A 25,961-nucleotide genomic window follows, 5' to 3' on the forward strand; every position below is an offset into this window, starting at 1 on the left:
TCTCGCGCATCGAAGCTCGCGCATCCGACCTGAACCGACTCTGACGTGGAGGCCTCACCGCATGTCAACCATCGTCACGCAACCGGCATCGACGCAACGACACGGCACGACGCGAACGCAACGAACCCAGCGAACGAGCCGGACGAAGCGCACCCAAACGGCCGCCGCGCCGCATTTCGACACGCATCGGCTGACGCGCAGCTTCCCCGCGCAACTCGCGGCGCCGGGCGCGGGCGTGCTGCATCTGTGGCGCTTTCGCGCGAGCTGGCTGCCCGTTCCGATCCACGAAAGCGAGCAATGGCTCTCGGACGCCGAACGCCATCGCGCGCGTCTGCATCCGAACGCGGCGCAACGCCATCGCTACATCGCGAGCCGTGTGATGCTGCGCTGGATCGGCGCGAATCTCTCGGGGCAGGCGCCGCGCGATGTCGTTATCGCCGAGGGGTATGGCGAGCAGCGCGGCGCGCGGCTCACGGTCGGCGACCAGCATTTGAGCGTCGATATCGCGTTCGGCGGCATCTGGGTGCTGATCGCCATCGCGCAACCGGCGCTCGCGCTGGGCATCGCCATGCCGCGCCCGGGTGGCGAAGCGGCGGACATCATCGAAGCAGGCAGCACGCAGCGCCGCGCACGCGCGAACGTGTGGGACGTGATGCGGGCCCGCGCGCGGCGCTCGCAGGAAGGCGCGAGCCAACGCCGCGCCGCGCGCATGGCGAGCCTCGCGGGCGCGCTACAGCGCGCGGACAGAACCTCGCCCGTGGATGAACTCGACACGCTCGACACGCTCGACGCGCTCGACCCGCTCCACGACGACGGCCCCGCCCTCTGGCTCGATCTCGCCGACGCGGGCCGCTGGCACGTGATCGACCTGCCGATGCCCGGCGAGATTCGCGGTGCGATTTCGGTCGCGCAGCGCATCGAGCAGATTCATGCGGTGGGGTGGTTTGGGCCGTGATTACGCGCCCGTCGAACGATACGCCGGATAGTCGGTATACCCGCGCGTGACGGCGCCGTTGACGCCATACAGCGTGACGCGGTCCGCTTCGGCAATCGGCCAGCCGTGCTGCATTCTCGCCACCAGATCCGGGTTCGCGATAAACGGGCGGCCAAATGCAATCAGATCGAGTTCGCCGCTCGCGAGCGCCGCCTCGGCGCTAACGCGCGTAAAACCGCCCGCCGCCATCAACGTGCCGCGATAGGCCTCGCGAAAACGCGCCGCGAAACCGGCGGGAATCGACTCCGCGCCGATGGTCAATTGATCGCTCAAATGGACATAGGCGAGGTCCATGTCATTCAACACTTCCGCGACGCGCAGCCACGTTTGCGCTTCGTCCGCATAAGGCTGCATATCGAATAAGCGGCCAAACGGCGACAATCGCACCGCAACGCGCGAATGACCGATTGCATCCGCGATCGCTTCGAGCGTTTCATGCATGAAGCGAATACGATTCTCGATGGAACCGCCGTAATTGTCGTGACGCGTATTGAGCGCGCCATTCAAAAACTGCTCGAACAGATAACCATTCGCGCCATGCAATTCGATGCCGTCGAAACCGGCGTCGATGGCGCGACGCGCGGCGCGCACGAAATCGGCGCGAATACGCGCGATATCGGCGGCTTCGAGCGCGCGCGGGCGGCTCGCCTGAATCGCGCCAGGCTGCCCCGGCGCGATCCAGGCATAGGCGTTTGAATTCGCCGCCGTCTGCGCCATCGAGGAAACCGGCGCCAATCCATCGGGCTGAATCGACACGTGCGACATGCGGCCAACGTGCCACAACTGCGCGAATATTTTTCCGCCACGGGCCTGCACGGCGTCCGTGACGTGACGCCACGCTGCGGCCTGTTCGTCCGTATAAAGACCAGGATTGAACAGATATCCGCAACCTTCGCGAGACACCGGAATGCCTTCGCTGATCATCAGACCCGCGCTCGCGCGTTGCGAATAATAGAGCACGGTGTGTTCGTCGGGCATGTCGTTGAGTGCTCGTGCGCGCGTCATAGGCGCCATGACAATACGGTTGGAGAGCGGCGTGCCGGCGAGATCATACGATTCAAATAAGAGGCTCATGGACATTCAAATAATTCAGGTTGTTGACGCAACGTTTTTGATTAATCGGGAAGCACCAGACCCTTGCCAGGATCGCCGCCACCGCCATTGTTTTCCGGCCAGACGACATCGAGCCGCGTGCGGCTGATCAGCCATTGGCCATCGACCCGGCGATATTCATCGGCGTAAAGACCCAGCAGCAAAAATGGGCTTTCGGTGCGCGGCCGCGTTGTCACCAGATCGATCAAATAGCAGCGCCCTTCGGCGCGATCGTCGCCGAGTAATTCAACCCATTGATTGGCGATGGCATGCAGAAACGGATAGCGCCCACGGTTTTGCGTATCGAACGCGCGGAACGCCGCCGCCAATCCTTCGCGAATCGCGTCCCTGCCGCGCCAGATGCCGCGATCGACCTCGCAGATCGCGTCGGACGTGAACAACTGCGCGAGCGCATCCATTCGATTTGCGTCCAGATAGTGGCAATAGCGCGTGCGGACGTTCTTGATGGCCTCGATCGCCAATAACTCTTCCAGTGACTTCGCGGTTTCGGTTTCGGTGGACACGGATTCCTCGCTTCAAAAATCAGTGTCGCCAGCTTAATCCCATCCACCAAACCGATAAATCGCTTGCGAATCCACTCACTTGATCCTCACAGGCTAAAATCACGGGACTTTCGGCTGAAATGAGAGGAGCGATCCATGGCCTATCAACGCTTCGACGGCATCGCCGAATTCGTACTCGCGGCGCAACTGCAGAGCTTCACGGCGGCCGGGCTGCAACTCGGCGTCACCAGTTCGGCGATCGGCAAATCGGTCTCGCGACTGGAGCGCCGCCTGGGCATCAAGCTGCTGCATCGGACCACGCGCCGCCTGTCGCTGACCAGCGAGGGCGAGATCTATCTGGGTAGTTGTCTGCGCGTCATGGAAGATCTCGACGATACCGAAGACAGCCTTTCCACGGGCCAGCCGGAACCTCGCGGGCAACTGCGCGTCACCTTGCCCGGCGCATTCGGACGCCGCCATATCGCACCCGCGTTGCTCGCACTCGCGCGGCAATATCCGCAACTGGACCTGACGATCACCTTCGGCGACCGCACGGTCGACATGGTGAGCGAAGGCATCGATCTGGCCGTGCGCATCGGCGATTTAAAGGACGACGCGGAACTCGTCGCGCGCCGGCTCGGCGAACAATATCTCGTGATTTGCGCTTCGCCCGACTATTTGCGCAAGCATGGCCCGGTGGACGGCAAAGCGGCGCTGCTCGAACACGATTGCATCGTGGGATGGCGGCGCGGGGCGCGCTCGACGTGGCTGCTGCGCGGCCCGCAAGGCGCGCTGGAGGAACAGGAGATTCGCGTGCGCCACGAACTCGGCGATGGCGAAATGATGGTTCAGGGCGTGCTCGACGGCTGCGGGCTCTCGCAACTGCCGACCTGGCTCGTGCATGAGCATCTGCAATCGGGCCGGCTCGTGACGGTGCTCGACGCATTCGCGGGCGGCGGCATGCCGATACACGTGATCCGGCCGCGCACGCGCTATGTGCAGCCCAAAGTGCGCGTTGTCAGCGACGCACTCATGAAGCTCGCGAAAAAACGCCCCGACATTTTTCTGTGTGCGCGCGATTAACCGCTTCATGGCGTGACATTGGCGATGAATTCAGAACGATCGATGCGCGCGCAAAGACCCTGAGCGCATGAGTGCTTTCTATTCGGCATCAAAAATCGAAATTCACCATTGCGTACAACGTGCTTAACTATCGGCCGCTCCTTTTCTACACTTGGCATCACGTGGCGCGAACTCGATTTCGCGCCGTCGATACACGGCATGGCGCGATTTACGCCATCGGGCAATACGAAAACTTCGTTTTGCGCGGTTTATGCCGGAAATTCAGTCCAATAATGGAGGAGCACATCATGAAACAAACCACTCGCACGCTATTCGCCGGCGCGGCCGCCGCCGCATTGATGATGTCGGGCGCCGCATTCGCGCAAAACAACACGCTGGCAACGCCGAGCGTGAAGTCGCCGGTCGCGCCGCCTGCAAGCGGCTACGGCACCCCGGGCCTCGCCAATTCGGATAGCGGCGCACGCACGCAGAATTCGACTCAGGCGAATGGCACGAACACGACGTCGATCACCCCGGCTTACGGCACCAACAACACGCTCGCGACGCCTTCCACGAAGTCGCCGGCCGGCCAGTAAGGCCTCGCTTAAGGCCTGTGCCCAATGAAAAAAGACCGTTACCCCTGTTCGGGCAACGGTCTTTTTTCTTGCTGACGCACTTAACCCGCGCTTAACTCCCGATTAACCCGCTCGCACGACTTTCGGCTGAAAGGCCGTAACGCGCGAACCGTCGCCCGCAGCCTCTTCGCGTGGCGCAAGCGTCGACAGATAACGCAGGCAGCACACGCGCAGAAACGAAGCGAAATTGAATGGCTCGTCGCCACGCAGCGCGTGCAATTCGTCGTAAAGCTTCACGGCGAACTGGCTCGTCGTGAGTTGCTCGCGATGCGCGATTTCCTGCAGCACATCCCAGAACAGATTTTCGAGGCGCACAGTGGTCACCACGCCGTGAATGCGTAGCGCTCGCGTGCGCGGCTCATAGAGAATGGGATCCGCGTTGACATAGATTTCGCACATTCTATCGGCTCCTTTTTCCTGCATTCGGGACGGCGCATGGCTAACGCGCGAATAGCACGCGTGCTCTGGCGATACGCAATACTCTCAAATCCTGCGCGGCCCCGCTACAACAATGCACGCGCGCGCCGTCAATCTTAAAGCGTAATGCGCGTGCCGAGCAGCGCGAGGAATTGCGCGAGCCAGTTGGCGTGCGACGTCCATGCGGGCGCGGTGACGAAATTGGCGTCGGTGATCGCATCGGGCCAATCGAGCGCGACGTATTGCCCACCCGCGAGCTTGACCTCGGGCGCGCATGCCGGATACGCGGAAATGCGCCGCCCTTCGATCACGCCCGCTGCCGCGAGCAATTGCGCGCCGTGGCACACCGCGGCAATCGGCTTGTTCGTTTCGGCGAAATGGCGCACCCAGCCGATTACCGTTTCGTTGAGCCGCAGATATTCGGGCGCACGGCCGCCGGGAATCAGCAACGCGTCGAATTGCGCGGGGTTGATCGACGCGAAATCGGCGTTCAGCGTGAAATTGTGGCCGCGCTTTTCGGTGTAGGTCTGATCGCCTTCGAAATCGTGAATCGCCGTGCGGATCACGTCGCCCACCCGTTTGTCGGGCGCGACCACCGAAACCGAATGACCGACTGCCGCGAGTGCCTGAAACGGCACCATCAATTCGTAATCTTCCACGAAGTCGCCGGCGAGGATGAGAATGCGCTTGGACATGTTCCGTTTCCTGTCTGTGATTGGCTGGAATGCGGGAAACAATGTAGCAAGCGCGGTGGCGAATCGGGTAATAGAGGGTTAAATGCGGAGCATCTTTTTCGGCACGGCAGGCGACGATGGAGCCCTTCCGCCTCACGAACTTGAGGCAGGCGGTAACACGTAAATCGCATACTGACGTGCGGGAAGTGTCATTCCCCACGCGCGCCTGCGAATATCAATCGGCGTCGCCAGTGCATGACTGAACGTCTTCGCTTCGTCATGACAGGAAGCATCATCGCGGCGGCAAACAATGAGCATCCCCTCGCGTCGAACATCATCGCTTCGCAACCACGGCGTCGTTCGCGGAGCACTCAGATCCCAATAGCGGGTTCGGCCACCCGAATAAAACGCGACGGATTGCGCTTCGTGAACCGAGCCCGAAACCACCGGAATCGTGTCCTGGCCGGATTGCCGTTTCCAGATCGCGCGAGCAGCGTCAGCTAGCTCTGCGCGCGGCTCTGCGGCATCGTCGGTATTGCGACGCGCGCCCGCATAGCCCACGGCAGCCGTGCCGATCAGCACGAGCATCCAGTAAACAATCAGCACACGCATGGAACGCTCGACCCGCAACGACACATCCATGCGGAAAAGCACGCAGACCCACATCGGCACAACGGCAAACCACTCGGCCATTCCCCATACAGAGGCCATCTGCGCTTTGGCGGCGATGGCGATGATTCCAATCACCATGAACGGGCCGAACGTGAGCACCCACAAATCGGGGTACATCCTCGGTGAGATACAGCTTGCCAGCATCTGCTTCGCCGCCTTCACCCTCGCTCCCTTCACGAGAAGGATGACGAAGACGAAGCTCGGCAACAGATAGCCGATCTGGGCAAGCGTATAAATGGAAAATCGCCCCATTGCCACCGCCATGGGACTTCCCGATGTTCTTTGCGCGGCGTATTCAAAGGTCTGGAATTGATGCTCGACCAGCCAAACCAGATGCGGGAGCAGCACGATGAATCCCGCTGCCACAACGATCAGCGACTGCCAGCTGAATACGCGGCTACGCCAGCGCGGACGCGCAAATGCCGCCATAAGAAGCGCAATGAGCAACACGACCGAGAAATACTTCCCGAGAACGGCGGCGCCGGCCAGCGCGCCCAACGCAAGCGCCGAATGCCATTTTCCCGATTGCATGAAGCGCACAAAAAGATAGGCCGTCCACGGCCATAGTGACAGCAGTACGGCATTCGCGTTGAATTTAATCGAGAGCGTCGAATAGAGAGGTGAGACAGCCATCGCAAGGCCAGCGACAGCAGCAAGCCACCAGGGCAGGAACCGGCGTGCCAACGCGACGATACCGAATAGCCCGACCATTGCATTGAGCGCGGACAGTGCGAAGTACGCGAGATCCGTGTGAGGAAATATCTGGAACCAGAGCGCCGTGATCCACGCAAAGAATGGAGGATGTTTCGCATAACCCGCCTGCCACTCGATACCCCACACGTAGTTCTCGACCATATCGCCGGGTATATCGAGGTTACCGCGCGAGAGCCACGCGCCGATGGTCCACACGATCGCGTTGACGGGCAGCAGGGCTAACAACCAGGCCGCCTTCTGTTTTGCGACTGAATGGGTCGGCGAATCGATTTCAGTATTGATCGACAGATTGGATTGCATCATCAGTGGAGTATTCCGAAATGCGGAATTCACGAAGCAGCCAGAGGCTGTCAGGTTTTGGAGACGCGGAAGGTCCAGACTGAACTAGCCGTATAAGTCAGCACGAGCAGGACGGCAGTCGTCACGCATTGCGCGACCATCCATGCCACATCAGCCAGATGCGTGAGCACAAGCATGAGTGCGCCGTTCAGCGCAAGTCCCGCGGCGGCGATGACAAAGAATCGGGGGGCACTTTTTGCGTGCGGAAGTCCGCTGCGAAACGTAAAGCGATGGTTGAGGTAGTAATTAATCAGCGCACCCGCAACAGCCCCGAGACACGAGGCGACCACCGGCCCGACCGTGTGTGCCATGACCAACGCAGCGAGTGTCATGTACTGCACCAGCGTACCGGTTGCACCGACGCACGCGTACCCGACGAACCTGGTCAGCGCGACCCGCCTCACGATTTTCCGAACCGATAGGTATTGCGCACGATATAGACAGGCCGACGCTTCGACTCCATATAAATGCGACCGATATATTCGCCAACCACGCCAATTCCCACGAGTTGTATGCCACCAAGAAAAAGCACGGCGACGATGAGCGATGCGTAGCCCGGCACATCCACGCCTTTTAGCCAGGTGCGCACGATCAGATAGATTGCATAGCAGATTGCGAAGACGGCTGTGAAACCGCCCATGTAGGTCCATATGCGTAAGGGCAGCGTACTAAAACTCGTGACGCCTTCCAGTGCGAGATTCCACAACTTCCACCCCGAGAATTTCGTCTTTCCACCGACGCGCGGGCATCGGGCGTACTCGATCTGCGCGGTACGAAAGCCAACCCAGGCGAATAGCCCCTTCATATAGCGCCGGTTCTCGGGCAAACGCTTTAGCGACTCCACCACTTGTCGGGACATGAGCCTGAAATCGCCGGAGTTCTCAGGAATGGTGATATCGGCGATGGCGTTATGAATACGGTAGAACAGTGCTGCCGTTCCGCGTTTGACATAGGTGTCGCTGCGGCGCTCGACGCGCTTGGCGAGCACAACATCGTAGCCCTCTCTCCATCGCTCAACCAGTTTCGCAATGACTTGCGGCGGGTCTTGAAGATCCGCGTCGAACGGAATCACAACCGATCCCGTCGCTGCATCGATGCCTGCCGTGAGCGCCGCTTCTTTCCCAAAGTTGCGCGACAAATCGACCACCTGAATACGGAAATTGTCCTTGCAGGCTGCCAGCAATTTATCGAGCGTTGAATCAGTACTGCCATCGTTGACACAAACGATTTCGTAGTCGGCGTCGGAAATTCCGCGGAGAACCGGCACAACTGCATCGAAGAACGCGGCGATGATCGGCGCCTCGTTGTAGAAGGGGACCACGAGCGAGATGAGCGCGTGCGCGCAGGATTTTTTGTCTCGATACTCGATCATCGCTGTGGTGGTCTCCATTTATATTTTTTTGAACGATGTCTTTAAATGAAAGCTTTAAATGAAGTTCTAATAAAAAGCCAATAATCGACTATGAATCCGCAAGCACACACGCAATTCACAGCAACATAAGTGTCTACCTGCTTTCCTTGAACGGGAAAGAAGGTGTACGCATCGTGTCTCAATCTCGAAATTTAGACTACTTGAAACCGTGACAGTTTGACGATTTACGGTATCGAATCACTCGAACGTCCATGCGACGCGCCGTTCACTCTAGAAATTTGACATTCAACAAATTCAATCCATATTTCTGGAAAAATCGATGATTCGATACTGGCCCCATAAGTACCGTGCAGGCGAAATCCCGGCTCTTTGATTTGCCTTCCGGGAAGCGGTGGCCTCCTTTTCCGCATCGCGCAGTGGCAATGCTTGCAGACCAGCACAAAGCCAGGGAAAACATGCGCAGGAAGATTTGGCTGACGATCGAAACAGGCATATCGACAGAAATTAGCTCGTCAACAAAAAAGCCGCCAACCGAAGGTCAAGCGGCTTTTCCAATCGCTGCTATTCAACAAGGCAATAAGCCCCCATTTTAATTCCCCACCGGCGACTTCACGCTCGGCGTCGCCAGCGTGTTATTACTCTTCGGCGCGCTAGTCCCGGATGTCGAGCCGTTAGTCATACCCGGTTGCTGCCCCATGCTCGCGCCTTGCCCGCTCATGCCACTGTCCGAATTGGCGGCACCAGGCATGCCGTAACCGCTCGACGTGTCGTTCATTTGATTCGTCGCCGGGCTGGCCGTGGTGCCGTGGCTCGACGATCCGCTGCTCATTCCGCCGTTCGTTTGTGCAAAAGCGCCGCCGGACAATGCGAGTGCCGCGAATGCAGCGAGGAAAGTTCGGGTTCCCTTTTTCATGATCCGTTCCTCCGTGAATTGGACAGGAAGATCGGCGCACGCGTACGCACACTCGACCCTGCACTTTCTTGCGCAATCACCGTGCCGCACGCGCCATTAACTCGACCCGCTCAATCCGCACTGAATTATTCGCATCGCATCAAACGATTAACTGCTCATTATTTGGGATTACGGATGATCAGTGTTTACACGAATGGGTCACGCCCCCGTTCTTTTCATAATATCAACGCACTAAATCAAGAAGCGACGGTACGAGACAACCACCCAGGAGGCACCGTGACGGGCATCCGGCTGAGCGGCGTAACGAAGCGGTACGGAGACACCGAGGTCATTACCGGCCTCGACCTCGACATTCACTCCGGTGAATTCCTTGTTTTTCTCGGCCCTTCCGGCTGCGGAAAATCCACCTTGCTGCGCATGATCGCCGGGCTCGAAACCGTGAGCGACGGGCAGATCAGCATTGGCGAGCGGCGCGTGAACGAGCAGCCGCCCGGCAAACGCGGCGTGGCGATGGTGTTTCAGCATTACGCGCTCTATCCGCACATGACCGTCTACGACAACATGGCGTTCGGTCTGCGCAATACGGGCGTGAATGCGGGCGAAGTCGACAAGCGCATCAACGAAGCCGCCCGCATGCTCGAACTCGGCACCTTGCTGCAGCGCCGTCCGGCGCAGCTTTCCGGCGGGCAGCGCCAGCGTGTCGCCATCGGACGCGCCGTCGTTAAGGAACCCGAAGCGTTTCTTTTCGACGAACCGCTGTCCAATCTCGACGCCGCGTTGCGCAACCGCACCCGGCTCGAACTCGCGCGTATTCATCAGCGCCTGCACGCTACGATGGTTTTCGTCACGCACGATCAGGTGGAAGCGATGACGCTCGCCACCCGCATCGTGGTGATGAACCGGGGGCGCATCGAGCAGATCGGCGCGCCGCTCGACATTTACCGGCGGCCCGCCACGCGTTTCGTCGCGGGCTTTATCGGCGCACCGGCGATGAATTTCATCGAGGTCGAACGCGCCGGCGACAACGGCGGCAGACTGACCGTCTCGCTGCCGTTCGATGCCGTGACGGTGCCCACCGCCGTCGCCGCCGCCAGCCTGCCTTCGGGCAAGCTCACGCTGGGCGTGCGCGCCGAACACGTCCTGCTCGATCCGCAAGGCCCGATCACCGCACGCGCCGAAGTCATCGAACGGCTCGGCGACCGCTCACTCGCCCACGTAAGCCTGCCCAACGGTCAGTTGATCGTGGCGGAACTGCCGCGCGAGCGCGAACTCAACACCGGCGACACGGTTCGCCTGAACCTCGACGCAGCGCACCTGCATCTGTTCGACGAATCGGGCACGGCATACCATGGCCTCTGACCGCTCGCTCGCCATGCCGCTGCCGAAGACGCACGAAGGCCGCCGCCGCAGGCTGCGCGCGCCGTGGTCCAACGCGCTGTTCGTGCTGCCCTTCGTGATCGTCTACGTGCTGTTGCTGGTCGTGCCGCTGGCGTTCGGCTGGTGGCTCAGCTTCCAGCGCGTGGACCTGCTCGCGGGCACGAGCGACTTCATCGGCATCCGCAATTATCTCGATCTCGCGTTCGATCCGATCTTTCGCGGCGCGATGCGCAACACGTTTTATTTCGTCATCCTGACCGTACCGGTATTCGTGTTGCTCGGCCTCGCGCTCGCGCTGGTGCTCAACCGGCCCGGCCGCTTCGGCGCGGCGCTGCGCGCGCTCTTTTTCGGCTCGTCGGTGCTGTCGGTCACCATCGTCACGCTGGTCTGGAAGCTCGTGATGATGCCCGGCAACGGCCTGCTCGCCGACGTGAGCCACGCCTTCCACTGGCCCGAATTCCTGCCGCTCATGCACGAGGCCACGGCGCTGCCGGCCATCGCGGTCGTGACGGTCTGGTGGATCGTCGGTCTGCCGATGATGCTGTTTCTCGCCGCGCTCCAGCAGATTCCGCAAGAGCTTTACGAAGCGGCGTCGCTCGACAACGCCACGCGCTGGCGCACCTTCACGAAGATCACGCTGCCCTCGATCTGGCGCACCGTCGCGCTCGTGGCCGTGATCGAGGCGGTGCTGCAATTCCAGATCTTCGGCCAGGCGCAACTGCTCACCGATGGCGGCCCCAACAATTCCACGCGCCCGCTCGTGCAATTCATCTACGAGACCGGCTTCCGTCAGTGGTCGTTCGGTTATTCCGCCGCGGCGGCGCAGGTGCTGTTCGCGTTGATGCTGATCGGCGTGGTCGCGCAAGCGTGGCTGCTGCGTAAAAAGGAGAAGGCATGAGCACGCTCGCATTCGAATCGCGGCCGCGCGGCGCGCTGGCCGGCCGCCTGGGCGACCGGCTGATGCTGGGCGCGGTGGTCGCGCTCGCGCTGCTCTGGATCACGCCGCTGGTCTGGGTGCTGTGTCTCTCGTTCAAGCCGAACGCATTTCTCGAACAGCACACCGACGTCCTGTTTTCGCCGCCGTTCACGCTGCAGAACTACACGAACATTCTGCAGACTTCGGCGGTCGGCGGCTGGCTCGTGAACAGCCTGATCGTTTCGATCGGACAGACGCTGCTCACGCTGATTATCGCGTCGCTCGCGGGTTACGGTTTTGCGCGCACGGAGTTTCCCGGCAAGCGTTATGTGTACGTGATTTGCCTCTGCGGACTGGCCGTGCCCGAACAGGCACTCGTGATTCCGCTGCATCATATCTTCGCGACGCTCGACTGGCATAACACCTATGGCGCGCTGATCCTGCCGCGTCTCGCCTCGCCGTTCGGCGTCTATCTGATGACGCAGTATTTCAAGGCGGTGCCGGTCGAGATCGAAGAAGCCGCGCTGCTCGACAATGCGTCCCGTTTCAAGGTGTTCTGGCGCGTCGTGCTGCCGCTTTCGCTGCCCGCGCAAGCCACGCTCGCGATCTTCACGTTCCTCAGCGCATGGAACGATTATCTGTGGCCGCTGGTGTCCGCTTCGAAGCCCGAGATGTACACGCTGACGATCGGCCTCGCCTCCACGCAAGGCAACTTCGCGCAGTCCGAAGGCATCGGCTATCTGATGGCGCAGGCGATCTTTGCCGGCCTGCCCATCTTCGTGCTCTATCTGTTCTTCCAGAAGTACATCGTGGCGGCCGTGGCCGGCACGGCGGTACGCTAGTCCCCCGCATTGAGCAACAGGCATGACATGTCGATCGACGCACGTCACGCGTCCGATACAGATTAATTCGTAGTGCAAATAAGACAGCGTCCTGTGCGCAACCCAAGCGCGCCGCCGGACGCCCACAGGAGAGAGACATGAGAAGAACGTTGGTGCGCGGCGTGCTCACGCTCGCGGCGCTCGGATTCGCGGCAACCTTGACGGCGCCGGTGCAGGCCAAGACGGAAATCACGCTGTCGCGCTTTTTCGGCGCCTGTGACGCCGAATACGGCAAGGTCAACGACGTGAGCAAGGCCTCGGGCGAATGCGGCATCATCACGACGCTCGTGAACCAGTTCAATGCCACGAACAAGGAAGACATCGTCGTCAAGCCGCAGATCATCGAATGGTCGCCCTACTACACGCAAATCGACGCGCGCATTCTGAGCCGCGACGTGCCGACCATTTCGGTGATGCACGAGGCCGTGCTCGGCGACTATGTGAAGCGCAATCTCGTCGAACCGCTCGACGACGGCTTCAAGTCGGTCGGCGTCGACAAGAACGATTTCACGCCGCAGGCGCACCGGGCCATCACGTTCGGCGACAAGACCTACGCGCTGCCGTTCGACACGCATTCGTGGCTCTGGCACATCAACGTGAATCTGTTCAAGAAGGCGGGCCTCGTGGATGCGAGCGGCAAGCCCATCCTGCCGAAGACGCCCGACGAACTGCTCGCGCAGGCCAAGCAGTTCAAGGACAAGACGGGACTGCCCTATTTCGCGGTGCCGATCGCCAATGAATCGGCGGCGCAAACGCGCACGTTCTATACGTGGGTGTATCAGCAGAACGGCACGCTGTTCCCGAACGGTCCCACGAAGATCGACATGCATACGCCGGCGGCCACCAACGCGCTCACGCTCTACGACAAGCTCATGAAGGCCGGTGACATCACGCCTGGCCTCGACTACGGCGCGGCGAACCAGGCGTTCGAAAACGGCAAGGCCGGCGTGCTCATGTGCGGCACGTGGGTAATCGAGGACTTCACGAATCTGTCGAACAAACCGGGCACCGCACTCGCGAACGGTTACGACGTCGTGCCGTTCCCGAACCTGTTCCAGAAGAAGGCCGTGTGGGCCGACGGTCACTCGTGGGTCATGCTCAAGGGCGGCGCGAAGGACGAAAAGACCCGCCACGCCGCGCTGGTGTTCCTGAAGTTTCTCTATGACCACGACGGCGACTGGGCCCGCACCGGCCATCTGCCCGCGCGTCAGTCGGTCATTACGAGCGCCGCCTTCAGCGCGCTGCCGCATCGCGATGCGATCAAGGAGATTTCGAGCACCGGCTATGCGCTGCCGAACACGGTGCCGCGCCAGTTCGCGATCCAGCAGATCGTGGGCGAGGAAATCAGCAATATGCTCTCGACCGGCAAGTCGGTCGCCGACGTGGAGAAGGAAGCGGAGCAACGCACCAACGCCCTGCTGGCGCGATAAGTCCGCCAGCGATTTATTCGTCATGCCAGGTAAATTCAGGTAATGGCGCGCGAGCCCTACGAGCCGCGCGCCATCCGACAACGCTACAGGATGGATAGAGGAACACCATGATCGCTTCCCGCCTCATTGTCGACCGCGACTTTGTCGTCTCCGATCTCGACCGGCGCGTGTTCGGCGTTTTCGTCGAACACATGGGCCGCTGCGTCTACACCGGCATCTTCGAGCCCGGTCATCCGCAGGCCGACGAACGCGGTTTTCGTCAGGACGTGATGGCGCTCACGCGCGAACTCGGCCCGACGATCGTGCGCTATCCGGGCGGCAATTTTTTGTCGGGCTACAACTGGGAAGACGGCGTGGGTCCGCGCGAGAAGCGTCCGCGCCGCCTCGATCTCGCGTGGTACTCGACCGAAACGAATCAGTTCGGCACCAATGAATTCATCGAGTGGTGCCGCGAGCTCGATATCGAGCCGATGTACGGCGTGAATCTGGGCACGCGCGGCCCCGACGAAGCGCGCCGTTTCGTCGAATATTGCAATCACCCGAGCGGCACGGCGCTGTCCGATCTGCGCCGCGAACACGGTCACGAAAAACCGCACGACATCAAGTTCTGGTGTCTCGGCAACGAGATGGACGGCCCGTGGCAAATCTGCCGCAAGACTGCCGAGGAATACGGCCGCGCGGCGCTCGAAACGGCCAAGCTGATGCGCTCCGTCGATCCGACGATCCAGCTTGCGGCCTGCGGTTCGTCCACGCATGAAATGCCCACGTATGGCACGTGGGAAGACCGCGTGCTCGATCATTGTTTCGAGCAGGTCGATTTCATTTCGCTACACACTTACTTTGAAAACAAGCGCGATTCGACCGCCGAATTTTTCGGCAATATCGAAGTGATGGATCTGTTCATCAAGGAAATCGTGGCGGTGGCGGACAGCGTGGCGGCGCGCAAGCATTCGTCCAAGCGCATCATGCTGTCGTTCGACGAATGGAATGTCTGGTACAAGGCGCGCACGATCAACGATCTGCGCAAGCCGGGCTGGCCCGAAGCGCCGCGTCTGATCGAAGAGGTCTATAACCACGAGGACGCGCTCGTGGTGGGCGGCGCGCTCATCACGATGATGAACAATGCCGACCGCGTGAAGACCGCGTGCCTCGCGCAGCTCGTCAACGTGATCGGCCCGATCATGACCGAGCCGGGCGGCCGCGCGTGGCGTCAAACGATTTTCCATCCGTTCTCGCAGGCCTCGAAATTCGCGCATGGCCGCGTGCTCAAATCGGTGGTTGAATCGGCCACGTATGAAGCGGAAACGTTCCCCGAGATTCCGTATCTGTGCGCGGCGGTCGTGGACGATCGCGCCACCGGCACCACGGCCATCTTCGCGCTCAATCGCCATTTGAGCGAGGAGATGGAACTCGATATCGAATTGCGCGGTCTCGGCCGGGAACGCACGCTCGATCACGCGCTCGAGTTGTATCATGCCAACATGAAAGCGGTGAACACGGTGGAGGCGCCGTCGACGGTGGCGCCCGCGATTAACGACGCCGTGTCGGTCGACGGGGAACGCGTGCGCGCGAAGCTCAAACCGGGCTCGTGGAACGTGATTGTGACGACCGCCCGATAACACGGCGCGGACACGCCGTGCACGATGTCTACGAAGGGGAAGTGATGTTCGAGCGCGAACCGATCGTCGGCAATATCACGACGCAGATCGCCAAGATTATCGGCATGCGCGTGGTCTCGGGCGAGTTCGCGCCCGGCGACGCGCTGCCGGTCGAAAGCGAACTGTGCAGCGCGTATGGCGTGAGCCGCACCACCCTGCGCGAAGCCATCAAGCAACTGGCGGGCAAGCGTTTGATTGCCGTGTCGCCGAAAATCGGCACGCGCGTGCTGCCTTTCTCCGACTGGAATCTGCTCGACCGCGACGTGCTCGCGTGGCGGCTCAATGCGCAATTCGATTCGAAGATCGTCGAGGACATTTTCGAAATGCGCATCTGTTTCGAGCCGCGCGCGAGTTTTCTCGCGGCGCGTCATGGCAACGAGGAGACCGTGCAGATCATCGAGCGGCGTTACCTCGAACTCGTGGCCGCCTACGATCAATCGGCGCAGCACGGCGCATCGGCGATTCGCGCGGCAGCGGACGCGAACCTGGAGTTTCATCTCGCGATCATCACGGCCTCGCAGAACGGCATGTTCATCACGATCGGCAATGCGATCAAGGCGGCGCTGCGCGTGTCGTCGGAGATGATGCAGCGCGAGGCCGCGCAGCCGAGCGAGGATCTCGTGCTGCACGACGCCGTGCGCGGCCATATCGTGGCGCGCGAGGCGGACGCGGCGGCGGCGGCGATGACGCGTTTGCTGGAGACGTCACGCGACCGCATCCTGCGTTATACGACGGCGCCAATCACGCCATGAGAACCGACGCTTTTCGCGGGGAGGGGGTGCGCAGCACCCCGCCGTCAGGGCATCCGCTTACGGCCTGAGCGCCACCTGATCGGCCTTGATCCAGCGAAGCAAATGGCGGCCTGACGCGCCAACGTAATCCACGTACATCCAGCCCTCCGGCGCCGCCTTCACCACGCTCACCGCATCGTGCTGAACGAGATAGGCGCGGCTCGCGTGGGCGTCGTCGGGCGCGGTATAGAGCGTCGCCTTCTGCGCCGTGACCGTGGCCTCGCGACGCCCGCCATCCGCCGCGACGGGCGTGCTGTCTATGCTGCTTGCGCTGTTATCGCCGCCCACACCGGCAAGCGCAGCGTCGATCAGCCTCGCATCGCCGTGACCGCCCGCCGCCTGCAATTTGCCCGCAATGTCCCGGTACGCCTCGCGATTACCCGGCGACGGCGGATCGCAGCGCAGCAGATTGCGGACGCCCGCGTCGTCGTCCACGACCGGCCGGATCGGCTGCCCCGATTTCACGAGGCGCAGCAACCGGCTCGCCGAGGGGCGGTCGTCGCTCAGCATCAAACGCGTCTGATCGTCCGAACCCCACTGCGCGGGTTGACCGCGCTGCCAGCGCTCGCCGCAAATCTCGCCCGTTTGGTCTGCGCTGATACAGCCCGTGCGGATCTCGATGGCGGAACAGTATTCGCGGCTCGACACGACCTCGGGCTGCCCCGGTCCCGTCGACACCGTCCCTGAACTGATACGCGCAACGACCACGTATTGACCGGACGGCGAGATATCGTCGCTGGATGGGGATTCCATCTGCGTGCCCGCCGCGTTCCATTCGCCCGCCCCCGGCAGCAGACTGAATGCCGCGCCGTTCGGGAACTGGAAGACGGCACGCTGCCACGCGCGTTCGGGCAACGCAGCCTTTGGGTTCAGGGCTTTGTCGTAGAGAATCGCCCCGCCGCCCGGCAAGGCAAACCGGTACGTGGAGGGCGGCGCAGCGGCCATTGCCTGCGCAGCGAAGCCCGCGCTCAGAACCAAGGACGAGGCGACGCGCGTGGCGCGCTGACGAAGCGTGCTCGCCTCAGTCGTGTGGCGTGAATTCGCGCGGTTCAGAATGACACTCCCCGAGTCAAAAAATCGCATCATCATAACGGCGGCACTGCGCCGATTGCGCGTGAGCGACCGACGCTTTTCGCGGGGAGGGGGGTGCGCAGCACCCCGCCGTCAGGGCATCCGATCCCGAATCGCCATGAGCAAATCGATGTGCCGCTCCACGAGCAGCGGAATCGCCGACTGACCGTTGATCCATCGGCCGATGGTACGGCGGTCGTAGCCTGAATAATCGGCGAATGTGACCTGGGTCCAGCCGAGGCGCGCGAGAGCGTAGGAAAGATCTGCGGGTTTCATGGGATTCAGCGATATCGACAAAATGTCCCGCCTCATCGAGACTCAAAGCGACATTTTGTCATGATTGCGCCCGATCTGGCACCCCGATTTCGCCCTAAAAATCGCGTCGGAACCTCATGAAACACCATCCTGCGCGGCCGACCGCCCATTCGCCTCACGCCATTCCACCCCACTCCCATCGCCGCCGCAAGGCACTCTCCGATCTTGCTTCCAACTGGAAGAATCCCTTCGCCAAATCATGGTTAACCCCAGGGCGTGAAACTCCTAGACTCTGCTCATCGGTTGCGACAAATCAGCCCAACCGAAAACCAGAACACCAAGGAGGTTGTAATCATGAAGTCCCTGATCCAGGCCGTTGCAGTTGCCGTTGCTCTCGTTGTCCCGGTTGCTTCGTTCGCCCAGTCGAATGGCCCGCTGACCCGCGCTCAGGTTCGCGCCGAACTCGTCCAGCTCGAAAAGGCCGGCTACAGCCCGTCGCGCGGCAACGACCCGCACTACCCCGACGACATCCTCGCCGCCGAAGCCAAGGTCGCCGCGCAGAACAACGCGGTCGGCGGTGTGGCGAACGGTTCGGCTGCCTCGGGTGCGCCCGTCGCCGCGGTGCGTCCCGCCTACGACGGCATGAAGCCGGTCTATTTCGGCCAGTAATCGCAGCATCGACGTTCCGCTTCGCGCTTCACCGCCTCATTTCACCGCCTCATCGATCCACGCACTGAGCCGCGCATGCCGGGCACGCAGCGACGCGCGATCTGAGGCGGTCACGCCGAAGGTTTGAAGGGCCGGATGGTCGCCCGCGCCAGCCCTGCCGCCACGAAGGCGCAAGCGGCCGACACGAGCGCCACGGCGCGCAGCGCATCGGCGATCGCATCGGCCTGTGCGCGGACGATGGCGGTCGCGAGCGGCGCAAACGCCCTGTTTGTTGCGGCGCTGATGGCGCCGCTTGTTTCGCCGCTCATCGCCCCGCTCGCCGCCGTCGACACCACGCTCGATGCCGCCTCCGGCTCCAGCAATCGCCCGCTCTGCCGCGTCTCGCGCGGCACGTGCAGCGCATCGAGCCGCGTCGAGAGCGCCGCGTCGTGCGCCCACACGAACACGATCCCCAGCACCGCAATCGCCAGCAAGCTCGCCACGCGCGCCACCGCGTTGTTGATACCGGACGCGACGCCCGTGCGGTCCGCCGGCACCGCGCCCATCACGACCGTCGTCAGCGGCGCGACGGTGATCGTCATGCCGATGCCGAGCACGGCGAGCGCGGGAAACAATCCGCTCCAGTAATTGCCGCCGCGCACCCAGGGCGCCGCCAGCAACGCAAAGCCGATCCCGGCCACGCCCGGCCCCACCGTCAGCAACGCACGCGCGCCGAAGCGGCTCGTCAAGCCGCCCGTCAACCGCGACAGCAATCCGATGATCACCGGCACCGGCAGCAGCGCCGCGCCCGCTTCGGTCGCGTGATAGCCATAGGCGCGAATCAGCGTGAACGGCAGGAAAAACAGCGCGCCGCCGAGCCCGAAATACAGCAGCAATGTGACGAGATTCGCGCCGCTGAAGTCGCGCGAATGGAACACGTCGAGCGGCATCATCGGGTTCTCGCTGCGCGCCTCTATCCGCAGGAACACGGTCAGCAGCAGCGCGCCCGCGCCGATCGCGCCCAACACGCTCGCGTGCGCGAAGCCGTGCGCCGAGGCGAGCGTCAGCCCGAACGTGAGCGCCGCGAGTCCCGTGGTCACGCTCGCCGCGCCTGGCCAGTCGAGCCGCTCGGGCGCGTCGGCCTTGTGGCTGTTGGGCACCGCCGCCAGCGCGAGCGCGATCGTCAGCACGGCGAGCGGCAGGTTCAGGAAGAAGATCGCGCGCCACGACAGCGTATCGACGAGCCAGCCGCCCGCCACCGGCCCCACCGCCGACGTGATCGCGCCCACGCCCGCCCAGGTGCCGATGGCGCGTCCGCGCGCGGCGTCGTCGAACACCGCGCCGATGATCGCGAGGCTGCTGGGCACGAGCAAGGCCGCGCCGATGCCCTGCACCGCGCGCGCGCCGATCAGCGCGGCCACGTTCGGCGCGAATCCGCACGCGGCGGAAGCGAGCGTGAACAACGCGATGCCCGCGATGAAAATCGTGCGGCGGCCGAGTTTGTCGCCCAGCGCGCCGCCGACCAGCACGAGCGAGCCGAGAAACAGCAGATACGCGTTGACGACCCACTGCATCGCCGCGACGCTCGCGCCGAGTTCGCCCTGGATCGACGGCAGCGCGACGTTGACGACCGAGCCGTCGATGAAGGCCATGCTCGACCCGAGGATCGTCGCCGCGAGCGCGAGGCGCTTGCGCCGGCACGGGCAATCGACGGCCGTGGGCTGGGCGCGGATAACGAGTTCGTCGCACGGGCTCGCCTGCGCGGCGACGACATGCGCGGCTTTAGGCGCCGAGCCAGGCGCGCGCTCGATGAGATCGGGGTTGGCCAAAATCGCTCCGTGCGTGACGGGCCCTGCATGGCGTCGAAACCGCGTGGACATTGCGTCGCATTTGCCCGGATGTTCGCAACGAATGTCCGCAACGCATGCCGCAGCAATCGACGTAACGCGAAAAATTGATGACAATGCCACGCTGAAGCGTAGGTGAATCAAGCGCCGCATTCAAATCCATCCGGCGCGCAATCTGGAAAGACAAATGAAACGACTGCTTCTCGCTGCACTCGCGGCCGCCTCCATCGCCTCAATCGCCACCGGCGCGCACGCGCAAAGCAACACGCCCGGCCCTGTGGTCACGCCCGGCGGCACGGTGCAATTCGTGCGCGACGACCGCGATTTCGTCGCCATGCTCAACAACGATATTTTCGATCGTTTCGACGCGAAGACGCTGACCCATTTCGACGAAGTCGCGCGCGACAATGAAACCGTCACGCGCATGCTCGTGCAAACCGCGTTCGGCCCCGTGCTCTACGACTTCAGCCGCCGTCCGCCGCTCGTGCAGCGCGCGAACGCGCGGCTGACCGTCAAGCGCGTGTTCTGGCAGCGCGGCGAAGTCGTGATGCAAGGCACCGATGGCTGGTATCGCATTCAGGATGGCAAGCTCACGAAGCTGCAATCGACGAAATCGATCTATCACTGATCGCGGTTCCCGCCGATCCCTAACCGGTCACACACGCACATGATGGAAACCCAACGTCTTGTCATGCGCCCGCCTGAACTGCGCGATTTCGACGATCTGTACAGCATGTGGTCGGATCCGCAAGTCGTGCGTTTTGTGACCGGCGCGCCGCTCACGCGCGAGGAGGTGTGGACGCGTCTGCTTCGCAGCATCGGGCATTGGGCGGCGCTCGGATTCGGTCACTGGATCGTCAGCGAGAAGTCCAATGCGGCCTTCGTCGGCGAAGTGGGCTTCGTGCAGCATCGGCGCGGTATCAGTCCCGAGTTCGATGCGAGCCCGGAAATCGGCTGGATGATTGCGCAGCGCGCGCAACGTTTCGGCTATGCGTCGGAGGCGATCGCCGCCGCGCTGAATTGGGCGCACACGCGCTGGCCCGGCGCGGAAACCGTCTGCATTATTTCGCCTGAGAATGCCGCGTCGATGAAGGTTGCGAATCGCTTCGACTATCGGCCCGATCACGAAACGACCTATAAAAACAAGGTCGTTTCGGTTTGCAGGCGCGCGCCGGGACACGCCGGATAGCGCATGCGCTAGCGCCGCTGGCGCGCTTGCTTTTGCTCCGCGAAATGCGGTTCGTCCGCGACGCACGCAACCAGAAACGCCATCACGATTTTCACCGCCCCGGTGCGCCGCACATCGGGATACGTCACGAGCCACAGCGGCGTTTCAGGCGGCGCGGATTGCGCATCGAGCCTGATCAGTTCGCTATCGTTTTCGCCGATCAAGGTCGGCAGAAGCGCGACGCCTACGCCGTTGCGCGCCGACGCCTGCTGCCCCATCACATCGCCGGTTTCGAAAACGATGGGCCGCCCGTCGAGATAGCCGCGCAGCCAGCGCTGATGGCTCACATGATCGAGCGAGGCATCGTACGCGATGAACTCCCATTGTTTCGCGGGACGCGCAGCGTAATCGCGGTTTGCATACAAACCGAAGCGAATCGCGCCAACGCGCCGCGTCACCAGACTCGCCTCTTTCGGCTCGATCATGCGAATGGCGATATCGGCCGCGCCGCGATCGAGCGGCGCGATGCCCGCCGCGCCTTCCATGACGATCTTCACGCCCGGATTCGCCTCGCGAAACGCGCGCATGCGTGGCGCGATGCAATGGCTGCCGAGCGTGGGCGGCACGCTGATGCGCACCGTGCCCGATAGCGCGGCGGATGCGCGCAACGCATAGGCCTCGACGGCCTGCGCGCCGTCCGGCATCGATGCGGCCAGCGCGGCAAGCGCCTTGCCTTCGTCGGTCAAACGCACGCTGCGCGGCATGCGATAAACGAGTTTCAGCCCCAGCGCCGTCTCCAGCGAAGCGACGCGACGCCCGATGGTCGCGTGCTCGACCGCGAGTTCATTCGCCGCGCCTGAGAGCGTGCCTACGCGCGCGAGCACGAGAAAATAGCGTAAATCCTGCCAGTCGAACATAGCGACTTCCGCACAGAGTCTGTGAATAAAGCGGGAATTCCCTTCGAATGCGCACCAGTCTAATCTGGTTTATCGAATGGCGTTGAACGCGTCGTTCATGTACACAGGAGTGTCGCGATGTTTTACGAACTGACGACCTTGTCGTCGCATATTCTGAAACTCCCGCAAGTCATCGGCCATGCGCAAACGTGGCTCGATCGGTCGGATACGATGGGCCGTTTGCTCGGCATCTGGACGTCGGAAAATGGCCGGCTCGGCAGCGTGCGTATTCTGCGCAGTTTCGCGAGCGGCGATGAACTGGCGCAAGAGCGCATCCGCGAATTGCATCACGCCGATCCCTTTGGCGCGGCCAGCAGCGCCTGCACATTCGAATGCGAAAGTTATGCCGCGTTTCCCTTTCTGCCCGCCGTGGAGCCGGGCGTTTTTGGCCGGTATTACGAATTTCGCACTTACTGGCTGAATCCCGGCGGGCTCCAACCGACTATCGACGCGTGGGAAGCCGCCATGCCCGAGCGTTCGAAGCGTTCGCCTTTGACCGTCAATATGTTCGCGCTCGACGGCGCGCCGCGCATCACTCATATCTGGCCCTGGCATAGTCTCGACGAGCGCATTGCCATTCGCGCGCAGACCTATGCCGATGGAATCTGGCCGCCTAAAGGCGGCCCGCAGCAGTTTTATGAAGCGACGTCGACGATCTGGATTCCGAGTGAGGATTCGCCGCTGCGGTGAGTGAATTGCGCATTACTATGGAATCCGTATCATATTATTTTTATGCACACCGCGCGCGTTGACTCAACGTCAGGACGGAAAAATCACTACATCGGCGGCTGGGTGCTGAGCGTGAAGCTCGATACCATCGCGCCGCTCGACCTGTATTGCAGCACGGGCGAACCGGCGCTGTTAAAAGGCGTGCGCATGCATGCGCGTCATTCGTAACGCCTGCGCGCGCGCAAACGGATAAGATCCGCATCTGATCGAATCTCGCCGTCACGTCATGCTTTCGTGAATGTTTGGAAAGCGGATCGTAAGCCGGCGCATCGTCCCTCAGGATCTTATGAAAACGCTCATCCCGGCCGTTTTGCTGTTCCTGTTGTCGACCTTCGCGCACGCGGCGGGCATCAAGTTCGTGCAGATTCCCGCCGATGCCAACGGTCCCGCGCTGCGCGCGATCGTGTGGACGCCCTGCGCCGATCCCGCCGAGGACGTGCCGCTCGGCCCGTATGTGCTCAGAGGCCGCCGCGACTGCGCGACCCTCGGCGACAAGCTGCCGCTGGTGGTCATTTCGCACGGCCACACCGGATCGTTCCTCGGCCATCACGATCTCGCCGAGACGCTCGCCGACGCGGGCTTCGTCGTCGCCGCGATCAATCATCCCGGCGATTCCTTCGTCGATCCGAGCCGCGCGGGCGATTACTCCGTGTTCGTGGAGCGCCCCACCGACATCAAACGCCTGATCGATTACCTGCTGGGCGCCGGGCCCGATGCACGCAACATCGACGCACAACGAATCGGCTTTTTCGGCTTTTCGCGGGGCGGCTATACGGGTCTCGTGCTCGCCGGCGGCGAACCGGATTTCCTGCACGCCGGCCTGACGTGTCCGACGCCAAGACCGCCCATTTGCCAACAGATCGAAAACAAGACGCTGCCCGCCACGGCCATGACGCACGACCCTCGCATCAAGGCGCTCGTGCTTGCGGACCCGCTCAACGCCTTCCCCGCGCCGGACGATCTGAAGAACGTGCACGCGCCCATCCAGTTGTGGGCCTCGCAATTCGGCGGCGATGGCGTGATGCCGCACGACGCGCCCGCGCTCGCTCGCACGCTGGCGCAGCGGCCCGACTATCACAGCGTGCCCGATTCGGCGCATTTCGCTTTTCTCGCGCCGTGCTCCGAGCGGATGAAAAACCAGGAGCCGGAAATCTGCACCGATCCCAAAGGCTTCGATCGCGCCGCGTTTCATCGGCAATTCGACGAATCGGTGCTTGCGTTTTTTAAAGCGAATCTGAATTAATTCGGATCGCGAAGTAATGGAAATGTGTGTGCGGTCCGCTCACCATCGATCGGCGGTCGCAGGCGTTTGAAGTCCCGCCGTTGCGAAGCGGATCACGCGATCGTCAGGTTGTACGTATAGAAAACCTCGTCGCGCTTCCAGCCGAGCGACTCATACAAGGCCTGCGCTTTCAGATTGGTTTTAGCGGTGGTCAAATCCATGCGCACTTTGCCATCGCGCTTCGCGTGCGCCGCTGCCGCCTGCAACAGATGCTTTGCTACGCCCGCACGCCGCGCAGACTCCGCGACAAACAGGTCGTACAGCACATAAATCGGCGCGGCCTCGACCGAGCAAAACGAAGGATAAAGCTGACAAAATCCGGCCAGTGCATGATCGCCGGTATCGCCCGTATCGGCGACCAGCAACACCGACTCATTCGCCTGCGTTCTTTGTGCAATGAATTGCGTGGCGAGCGGCAGATTGGACGGCTGCTCGTAAAACACGCGATAGTCGTTAAACAAACGCGCCACCGCATCGAGATCGCGCGCCGCGTATTGCCTGATTTCCATATTCGCCACTCCGCTTCCATTCATGACCGCCCGATTCGGGAAGCCGCGACTATACGAGAGCGGGCTTCACCACGAAAGAGCCACGCGACGCGCCGTCGCTGGGGCCATGCCGTGTGGCGTCGTTCTACATCGCGTACCGGCAAAATTCAGGCCCCAAACCGCTCCGCAATCGCATCGACGACCACACGCACGCGCGACGTGTGCGCCAGATCCTCGTGCAACACGAGCCACGCCTCGTAGTTTTTCGCGCGCCGTTTGTGCGGCCAGATGCGCACCAGTTCCGGGTAACGCTGCTCCACATACACCGGCAATTCGCCGAGCCCGAGCCCTGCGCGCACGAATGTGCTGAGCATGAGGCTCGAATCCATTTCCGCGACCACGCGGCCTTGCGCGCGCGATTCGCCCACGAGCGTGGCGTCCTGTCTCGTCGTGACGCCAGGCTGGTATAGCGCGATATCGTGCCCCGCGAGTTGCCTGCCCGTGCGCGGCTCGCCATGCCGCGCGATATAGCTGCGCGACGCGTACAGCCCCACTTCCCAACTGCCGAGCCGCCGCACGATCAGACCCGGCTGCTCGGGGCGCTGCGTGCGCACGGCGACGTCGGCCTCGCGACGCGACAGATCGAGCAGACGCGGCGTGGTAGTCAGGATCGCGCGGACCTCGGGATGGCGCAGATGCAGCCGCTCGATCGCGGGAATCACGAAGTCGATGGCGAGCGTGTCGGTGGTCGTCACGCGCACTTCGCCCGCCACGCGCTCGTCGGCGCCTTCGCTTTTGCGCGCGAACGAAATGGCCAGGCGCTCCATCTGCTCGGCGGTTTGCAGCACGTGTTGTCCGCTTTGCGTGAGGACGAGACCGGCCGTGGTCCGCAGAAACAACCGGCTGCCGAGTGTGCTTTCGAGACCGGCAAGACGGCGGCCCGCCGTCGTCTGATCGATGTCGAGTTGCTGGGCCGCGCCGCGCAAGGTGCCCGCGCGATACACAGCGAGAAAGATTCGAACGTCGTCCCAGTTCATGTGATTGGCGAAATTTACCGAGGTTTCCCGATGCTGCAAA

The 25,961-nt window shown here is 62.3% G+C and carries 28 protein-coding genes; 14 read left to right on the plus strand and 14 right to left on the minus strand.

Features of this window, described 5'->3' with window-relative positions:
- Positions 1-61: 61 nt before the first annotated feature.
- Positions 62-955, plus strand: coding sequence for a hypothetical protein (locus LDO54_RS25700; protein WP_224013482.1), 894 nt, complete (start codon positions 62-64; stop codon positions 953-955).
- Here the strand turns inward: LDO54_RS25700 and LDO54_RS25705 are convergent, their stop codons facing one another.
- Together LDO54_RS25705 and LDO54_RS25710 are read right to left on the minus strand one after the other, a co-directional pair.
- Positions 956-2,068, minus strand: a complete 1,113-nt coding sequence (locus LDO54_RS25705) for an alkene reductase (protein WP_224013483.1) — start codon at positions 2,066-2,068, stop codon at positions 956-958. It lies immediately after the preceding gene.
- A 41-nt stretch (positions 2,069-2,109) separates the two neighbouring features.
- A complete protein-coding gene (locus LDO54_RS25710) occupies positions 2,110-2,610 on the minus strand; it encodes a nuclear transport factor 2 family protein (protein ID WP_224013484.1) in 501 nt (166 codons plus the stop codon).
- A gap of 135 nt (positions 2,611-2,745) precedes the next feature.
- Between LDO54_RS25710 and LDO54_RS25715 the strand changes: the two genes are divergently transcribed.
- Both LDO54_RS25715 and LDO54_RS25720 read left to right on the plus strand, forming a co-directional pair.
- Positions 2,746-3,672, plus strand: coding sequence for a LysR family transcriptional regulator (locus LDO54_RS25715; protein WP_224013485.1), 927 nt, complete (start codon positions 2,746-2,748; stop codon positions 3,670-3,672).
- 287 nt (positions 3,673-3,959) lie between these two features.
- Positions 3,960-4,247, plus strand: coding sequence for a hypothetical protein (locus tag LDO54_RS25720; RefSeq protein WP_224013486.1), 288 nt, complete (start codon positions 3,960-3,962; stop codon positions 4,245-4,247).
- A gap of 102 nt (positions 4,248-4,349) precedes the next feature.
- Here LDO54_RS25720 and LDO54_RS25725 read toward each other — a convergent pair whose 3' ends face one another.
- The 6 genes from LDO54_RS25725 to LDO54_RS25750 form a co-directional block, all read right to left on the minus strand.
- Positions 4,350-4,685, minus strand: a complete 336-nt coding sequence (locus LDO54_RS25725) for a ribbon-helix-helix domain-containing protein (RefSeq protein WP_224013487.1) — start codon at positions 4,683-4,685, stop codon at positions 4,350-4,352.
- Positions 4,686-4,819: 134 nt separating this feature from the next.
- Positions 4,820-5,398 carry a DJ-1/PfpI family protein gene (locus LDO54_RS25730; RefSeq protein WP_224013488.1) on the minus strand — a complete coding sequence of 193 codons (579 nt, stop codon included), beginning with the start codon at positions 5,396-5,398 and terminating at the stop codon, positions 4,820-4,822.
- A gap of 132 nt (positions 5,399-5,530) precedes the next feature.
- A complete protein-coding gene (locus LDO54_RS25735; RefSeq protein WP_224013489.1) occupies positions 5,531-7,066 on the minus strand; it encodes a glycosyltransferase family 39 protein in 1,536 nt (511 codons plus the stop codon).
- A 47-nt stretch (positions 7,067-7,113) separates the two neighbouring features.
- Positions 7,114-7,506: a GtrA family protein gene (locus LDO54_RS25740; RefSeq protein WP_224013490.1), complete on the minus strand. Its 393-nt coding sequence runs from the start codon at positions 7,504-7,506 to the stop codon at positions 7,114-7,116.
- The gene (locus LDO54_RS25745) at positions 7,503-8,492 is read right to left on the minus strand and encodes a glycosyltransferase family 2 protein (RefSeq protein ID WP_224013491.1); all 990 of its coding nucleotides are present in this window, start codon (positions 8,490-8,492) and stop codon (positions 7,503-7,505) included. The genes LDO54_RS25740 and LDO54_RS25745 overlap by 4 nt, the downstream gene beginning before the upstream one ends.
- Before the next feature lie 571 nt (positions 8,493-9,063).
- Positions 9,064-9,387 (minus strand): hypothetical protein, encoded by a 324-nt coding sequence (locus LDO54_RS25750; RefSeq protein WP_224013492.1) that lies wholly within the window; start codon positions 9,385-9,387, stop codon positions 9,064-9,066.
- Positions 9,388-9,663: 276 nt separating this feature from the next.
- On the opposite strand from LDO54_RS25750, the gene LDO54_RS25755 reads away from it, so the two are divergent.
- The 6 genes from LDO54_RS25755 (at position 9,664) to LDO54_RS25780 (ending at position 16,401) form a co-directional block, all read left to right on the plus strand.
- Positions 9,664-10,746: an ABC transporter ATP-binding protein gene (locus LDO54_RS25755; protein ID WP_224013585.1), complete on the plus strand. Its 1,083-nt coding sequence runs from the start codon at positions 9,664-9,666 to the stop codon at positions 10,744-10,746.
- The gene (locus LDO54_RS25760) at positions 10,736-11,662 is read left to right on the plus strand and encodes a carbohydrate ABC transporter permease (RefSeq protein WP_224013493.1); all 927 of its coding nucleotides are present in this window, start codon (positions 10,736-10,738) and stop codon (positions 11,660-11,662) included. The genes LDO54_RS25755 and LDO54_RS25760 overlap by 11 nt, the downstream gene beginning before the upstream one ends.
- On the plus strand, positions 11,659-12,522 hold the full coding sequence (locus tag LDO54_RS25765) for a carbohydrate ABC transporter permease (protein ID WP_224013494.1): 864 nt from the start codon (positions 11,659-11,661) through the stop codon (positions 12,520-12,522). The genes LDO54_RS25760 and LDO54_RS25765 overlap by 4 nt, the downstream gene beginning before the upstream one ends.
- 137 nt (positions 12,523-12,659) lie before the next feature.
- On the plus strand, positions 12,660-13,991 hold the full coding sequence (locus LDO54_RS25770; protein WP_224013495.1) for an extracellular solute-binding protein: 1,332 nt from the start codon (positions 12,660-12,662) through the stop codon (positions 13,989-13,991).
- A gap of 107 nt (positions 13,992-14,098) precedes the next feature.
- On the plus strand, positions 14,099-15,610 hold the full coding sequence (locus LDO54_RS25775; RefSeq protein ID WP_224013496.1) for an alpha-N-arabinofuranosidase: 1,512 nt from the start codon (positions 14,099-14,101) through the stop codon (positions 15,608-15,610).
- A 17-nt stretch (positions 15,611-15,627) separates the two neighbouring features.
- On the plus strand, positions 15,628-16,401 hold the full coding sequence (locus LDO54_RS25780) for a FadR/GntR family transcriptional regulator (protein WP_224013497.1): 774 nt from the start codon (positions 15,628-15,630) through the stop codon (positions 16,399-16,401).
- Between the two features lie 57 nt (positions 16,402-16,458).
- On the opposite strand, the gene LDO54_RS25785 is transcribed toward LDO54_RS25780, so the two are convergent.
- Both LDO54_RS25785 and LDO54_RS25790 read right to left on the minus strand, forming a co-directional pair.
- Positions 16,459-17,418, minus strand: a complete 960-nt coding sequence (locus LDO54_RS25785) for a hypothetical protein (protein WP_436975681.1) — start codon at positions 17,416-17,418, stop codon at positions 16,459-16,461.
- Positions 17,419-17,604: 186 nt separating this feature from the next.
- On the minus strand, positions 17,605-17,787 hold the full coding sequence (locus tag LDO54_RS25790) for a helix-turn-helix domain-containing protein (RefSeq protein ID WP_224013499.1): 183 nt from the start codon (positions 17,785-17,787) through the stop codon (positions 17,605-17,607).
- 333 nt (positions 17,788-18,120) lie between these two features.
- Here LDO54_RS25790 and LDO54_RS25795 point away from each other — a divergent pair, with 333 nt between their 5' ends.
- Positions 18,121-18,435, plus strand: a complete 315-nt coding sequence (locus LDO54_RS25795) for a DUF4148 domain-containing protein (RefSeq protein WP_065060806.1) — start codon at positions 18,121-18,123, stop codon at positions 18,433-18,435.
- A gap of 110 nt (positions 18,436-18,545) precedes the next feature.
- On the opposite strand, the gene LDO54_RS25800 is transcribed toward LDO54_RS25795, so the two are convergent.
- Positions 18,546-20,243, minus strand: coding sequence for a DHA2 family efflux MFS transporter permease subunit (locus LDO54_RS25800; RefSeq protein WP_224013500.1), 1,698 nt, complete (start codon positions 20,241-20,243; stop codon positions 18,546-18,548).
- Positions 20,244-20,448: 205 nt separating this feature from the next.
- On the opposite strand from LDO54_RS25800, the gene LDO54_RS25805 reads away from it, so the two are divergent.
- Together LDO54_RS25805 and LDO54_RS25810 are read left to right on the plus strand one after the other, a co-directional pair.
- Positions 20,449-20,889, plus strand: coding sequence for a hypothetical protein (locus tag LDO54_RS25805; RefSeq protein ID WP_224013501.1), 441 nt, complete (start codon positions 20,449-20,451; stop codon positions 20,887-20,889).
- A 63-nt stretch (positions 20,890-20,952) separates the two neighbouring features.
- Positions 20,953-21,450: a GNAT family N-acetyltransferase gene (locus tag LDO54_RS25810; RefSeq protein ID WP_224013502.1), complete on the plus strand. Its 498-nt coding sequence runs from the start codon at positions 20,953-20,955 to the stop codon at positions 21,448-21,450.
- 8 nt (positions 21,451-21,458) lie between these two features.
- Here LDO54_RS25810 and LDO54_RS25815 read toward each other — a convergent pair whose 3' ends face one another.
- Positions 21,459-22,346 (minus strand): LysR family transcriptional regulator, encoded by an 888-nt coding sequence (locus LDO54_RS25815; protein WP_224013503.1) that lies wholly within the window; start codon positions 22,344-22,346, stop codon positions 21,459-21,461.
- A gap of 117 nt (positions 22,347-22,463) precedes the next feature.
- Between LDO54_RS25815 and LDO54_RS25820 the strand changes: the two genes are divergently transcribed.
- Together LDO54_RS25820 and LDO54_RS25825 are read left to right on the plus strand one after the other, a co-directional pair.
- Positions 22,464-23,075 (plus strand): NIPSNAP family protein, encoded by a 612-nt coding sequence (locus LDO54_RS25820; protein ID WP_224013504.1) that lies wholly within the window; start codon positions 22,464-22,466, stop codon positions 23,073-23,075.
- Between the two features lie 325 nt (positions 23,076-23,400).
- A complete protein-coding gene (locus LDO54_RS25825) occupies positions 23,401-24,357 on the plus strand; it encodes an alpha/beta hydrolase family protein (protein WP_224013505.1) in 957 nt (318 codons plus the stop codon).
- Positions 24,358-24,449: 92 nt separating this feature from the next.
- Here LDO54_RS25825 and LDO54_RS25830 read toward each other — a convergent pair whose 3' ends face one another.
- Together LDO54_RS25830 and LDO54_RS25835 are read right to left on the minus strand one after the other, a co-directional pair.
- Positions 24,450-24,905: a GNAT family N-acetyltransferase gene (locus LDO54_RS25830; protein WP_224013506.1), complete on the minus strand. Its 456-nt coding sequence runs from the start codon at positions 24,903-24,905 to the stop codon at positions 24,450-24,452.
- A 146-nt stretch (positions 24,906-25,051) separates the two neighbouring features.
- A complete protein-coding gene (locus LDO54_RS25835; RefSeq protein ID WP_224013507.1) occupies positions 25,052-25,921 on the minus strand; it encodes a LysR family transcriptional regulator in 870 nt (289 codons plus the stop codon).
- Positions 25,922-25,961: the final 40 nt, after the last annotated feature.

The sequence above is a fragment of the Paraburkholderia tropica genome, from assembly GCF_914484835.1.
Classification (GTDB): Bacteria; Pseudomonadota; Gammaproteobacteria; order Burkholderiales; family Burkholderiaceae; genus Paraburkholderia; species Paraburkholderia tropica_A.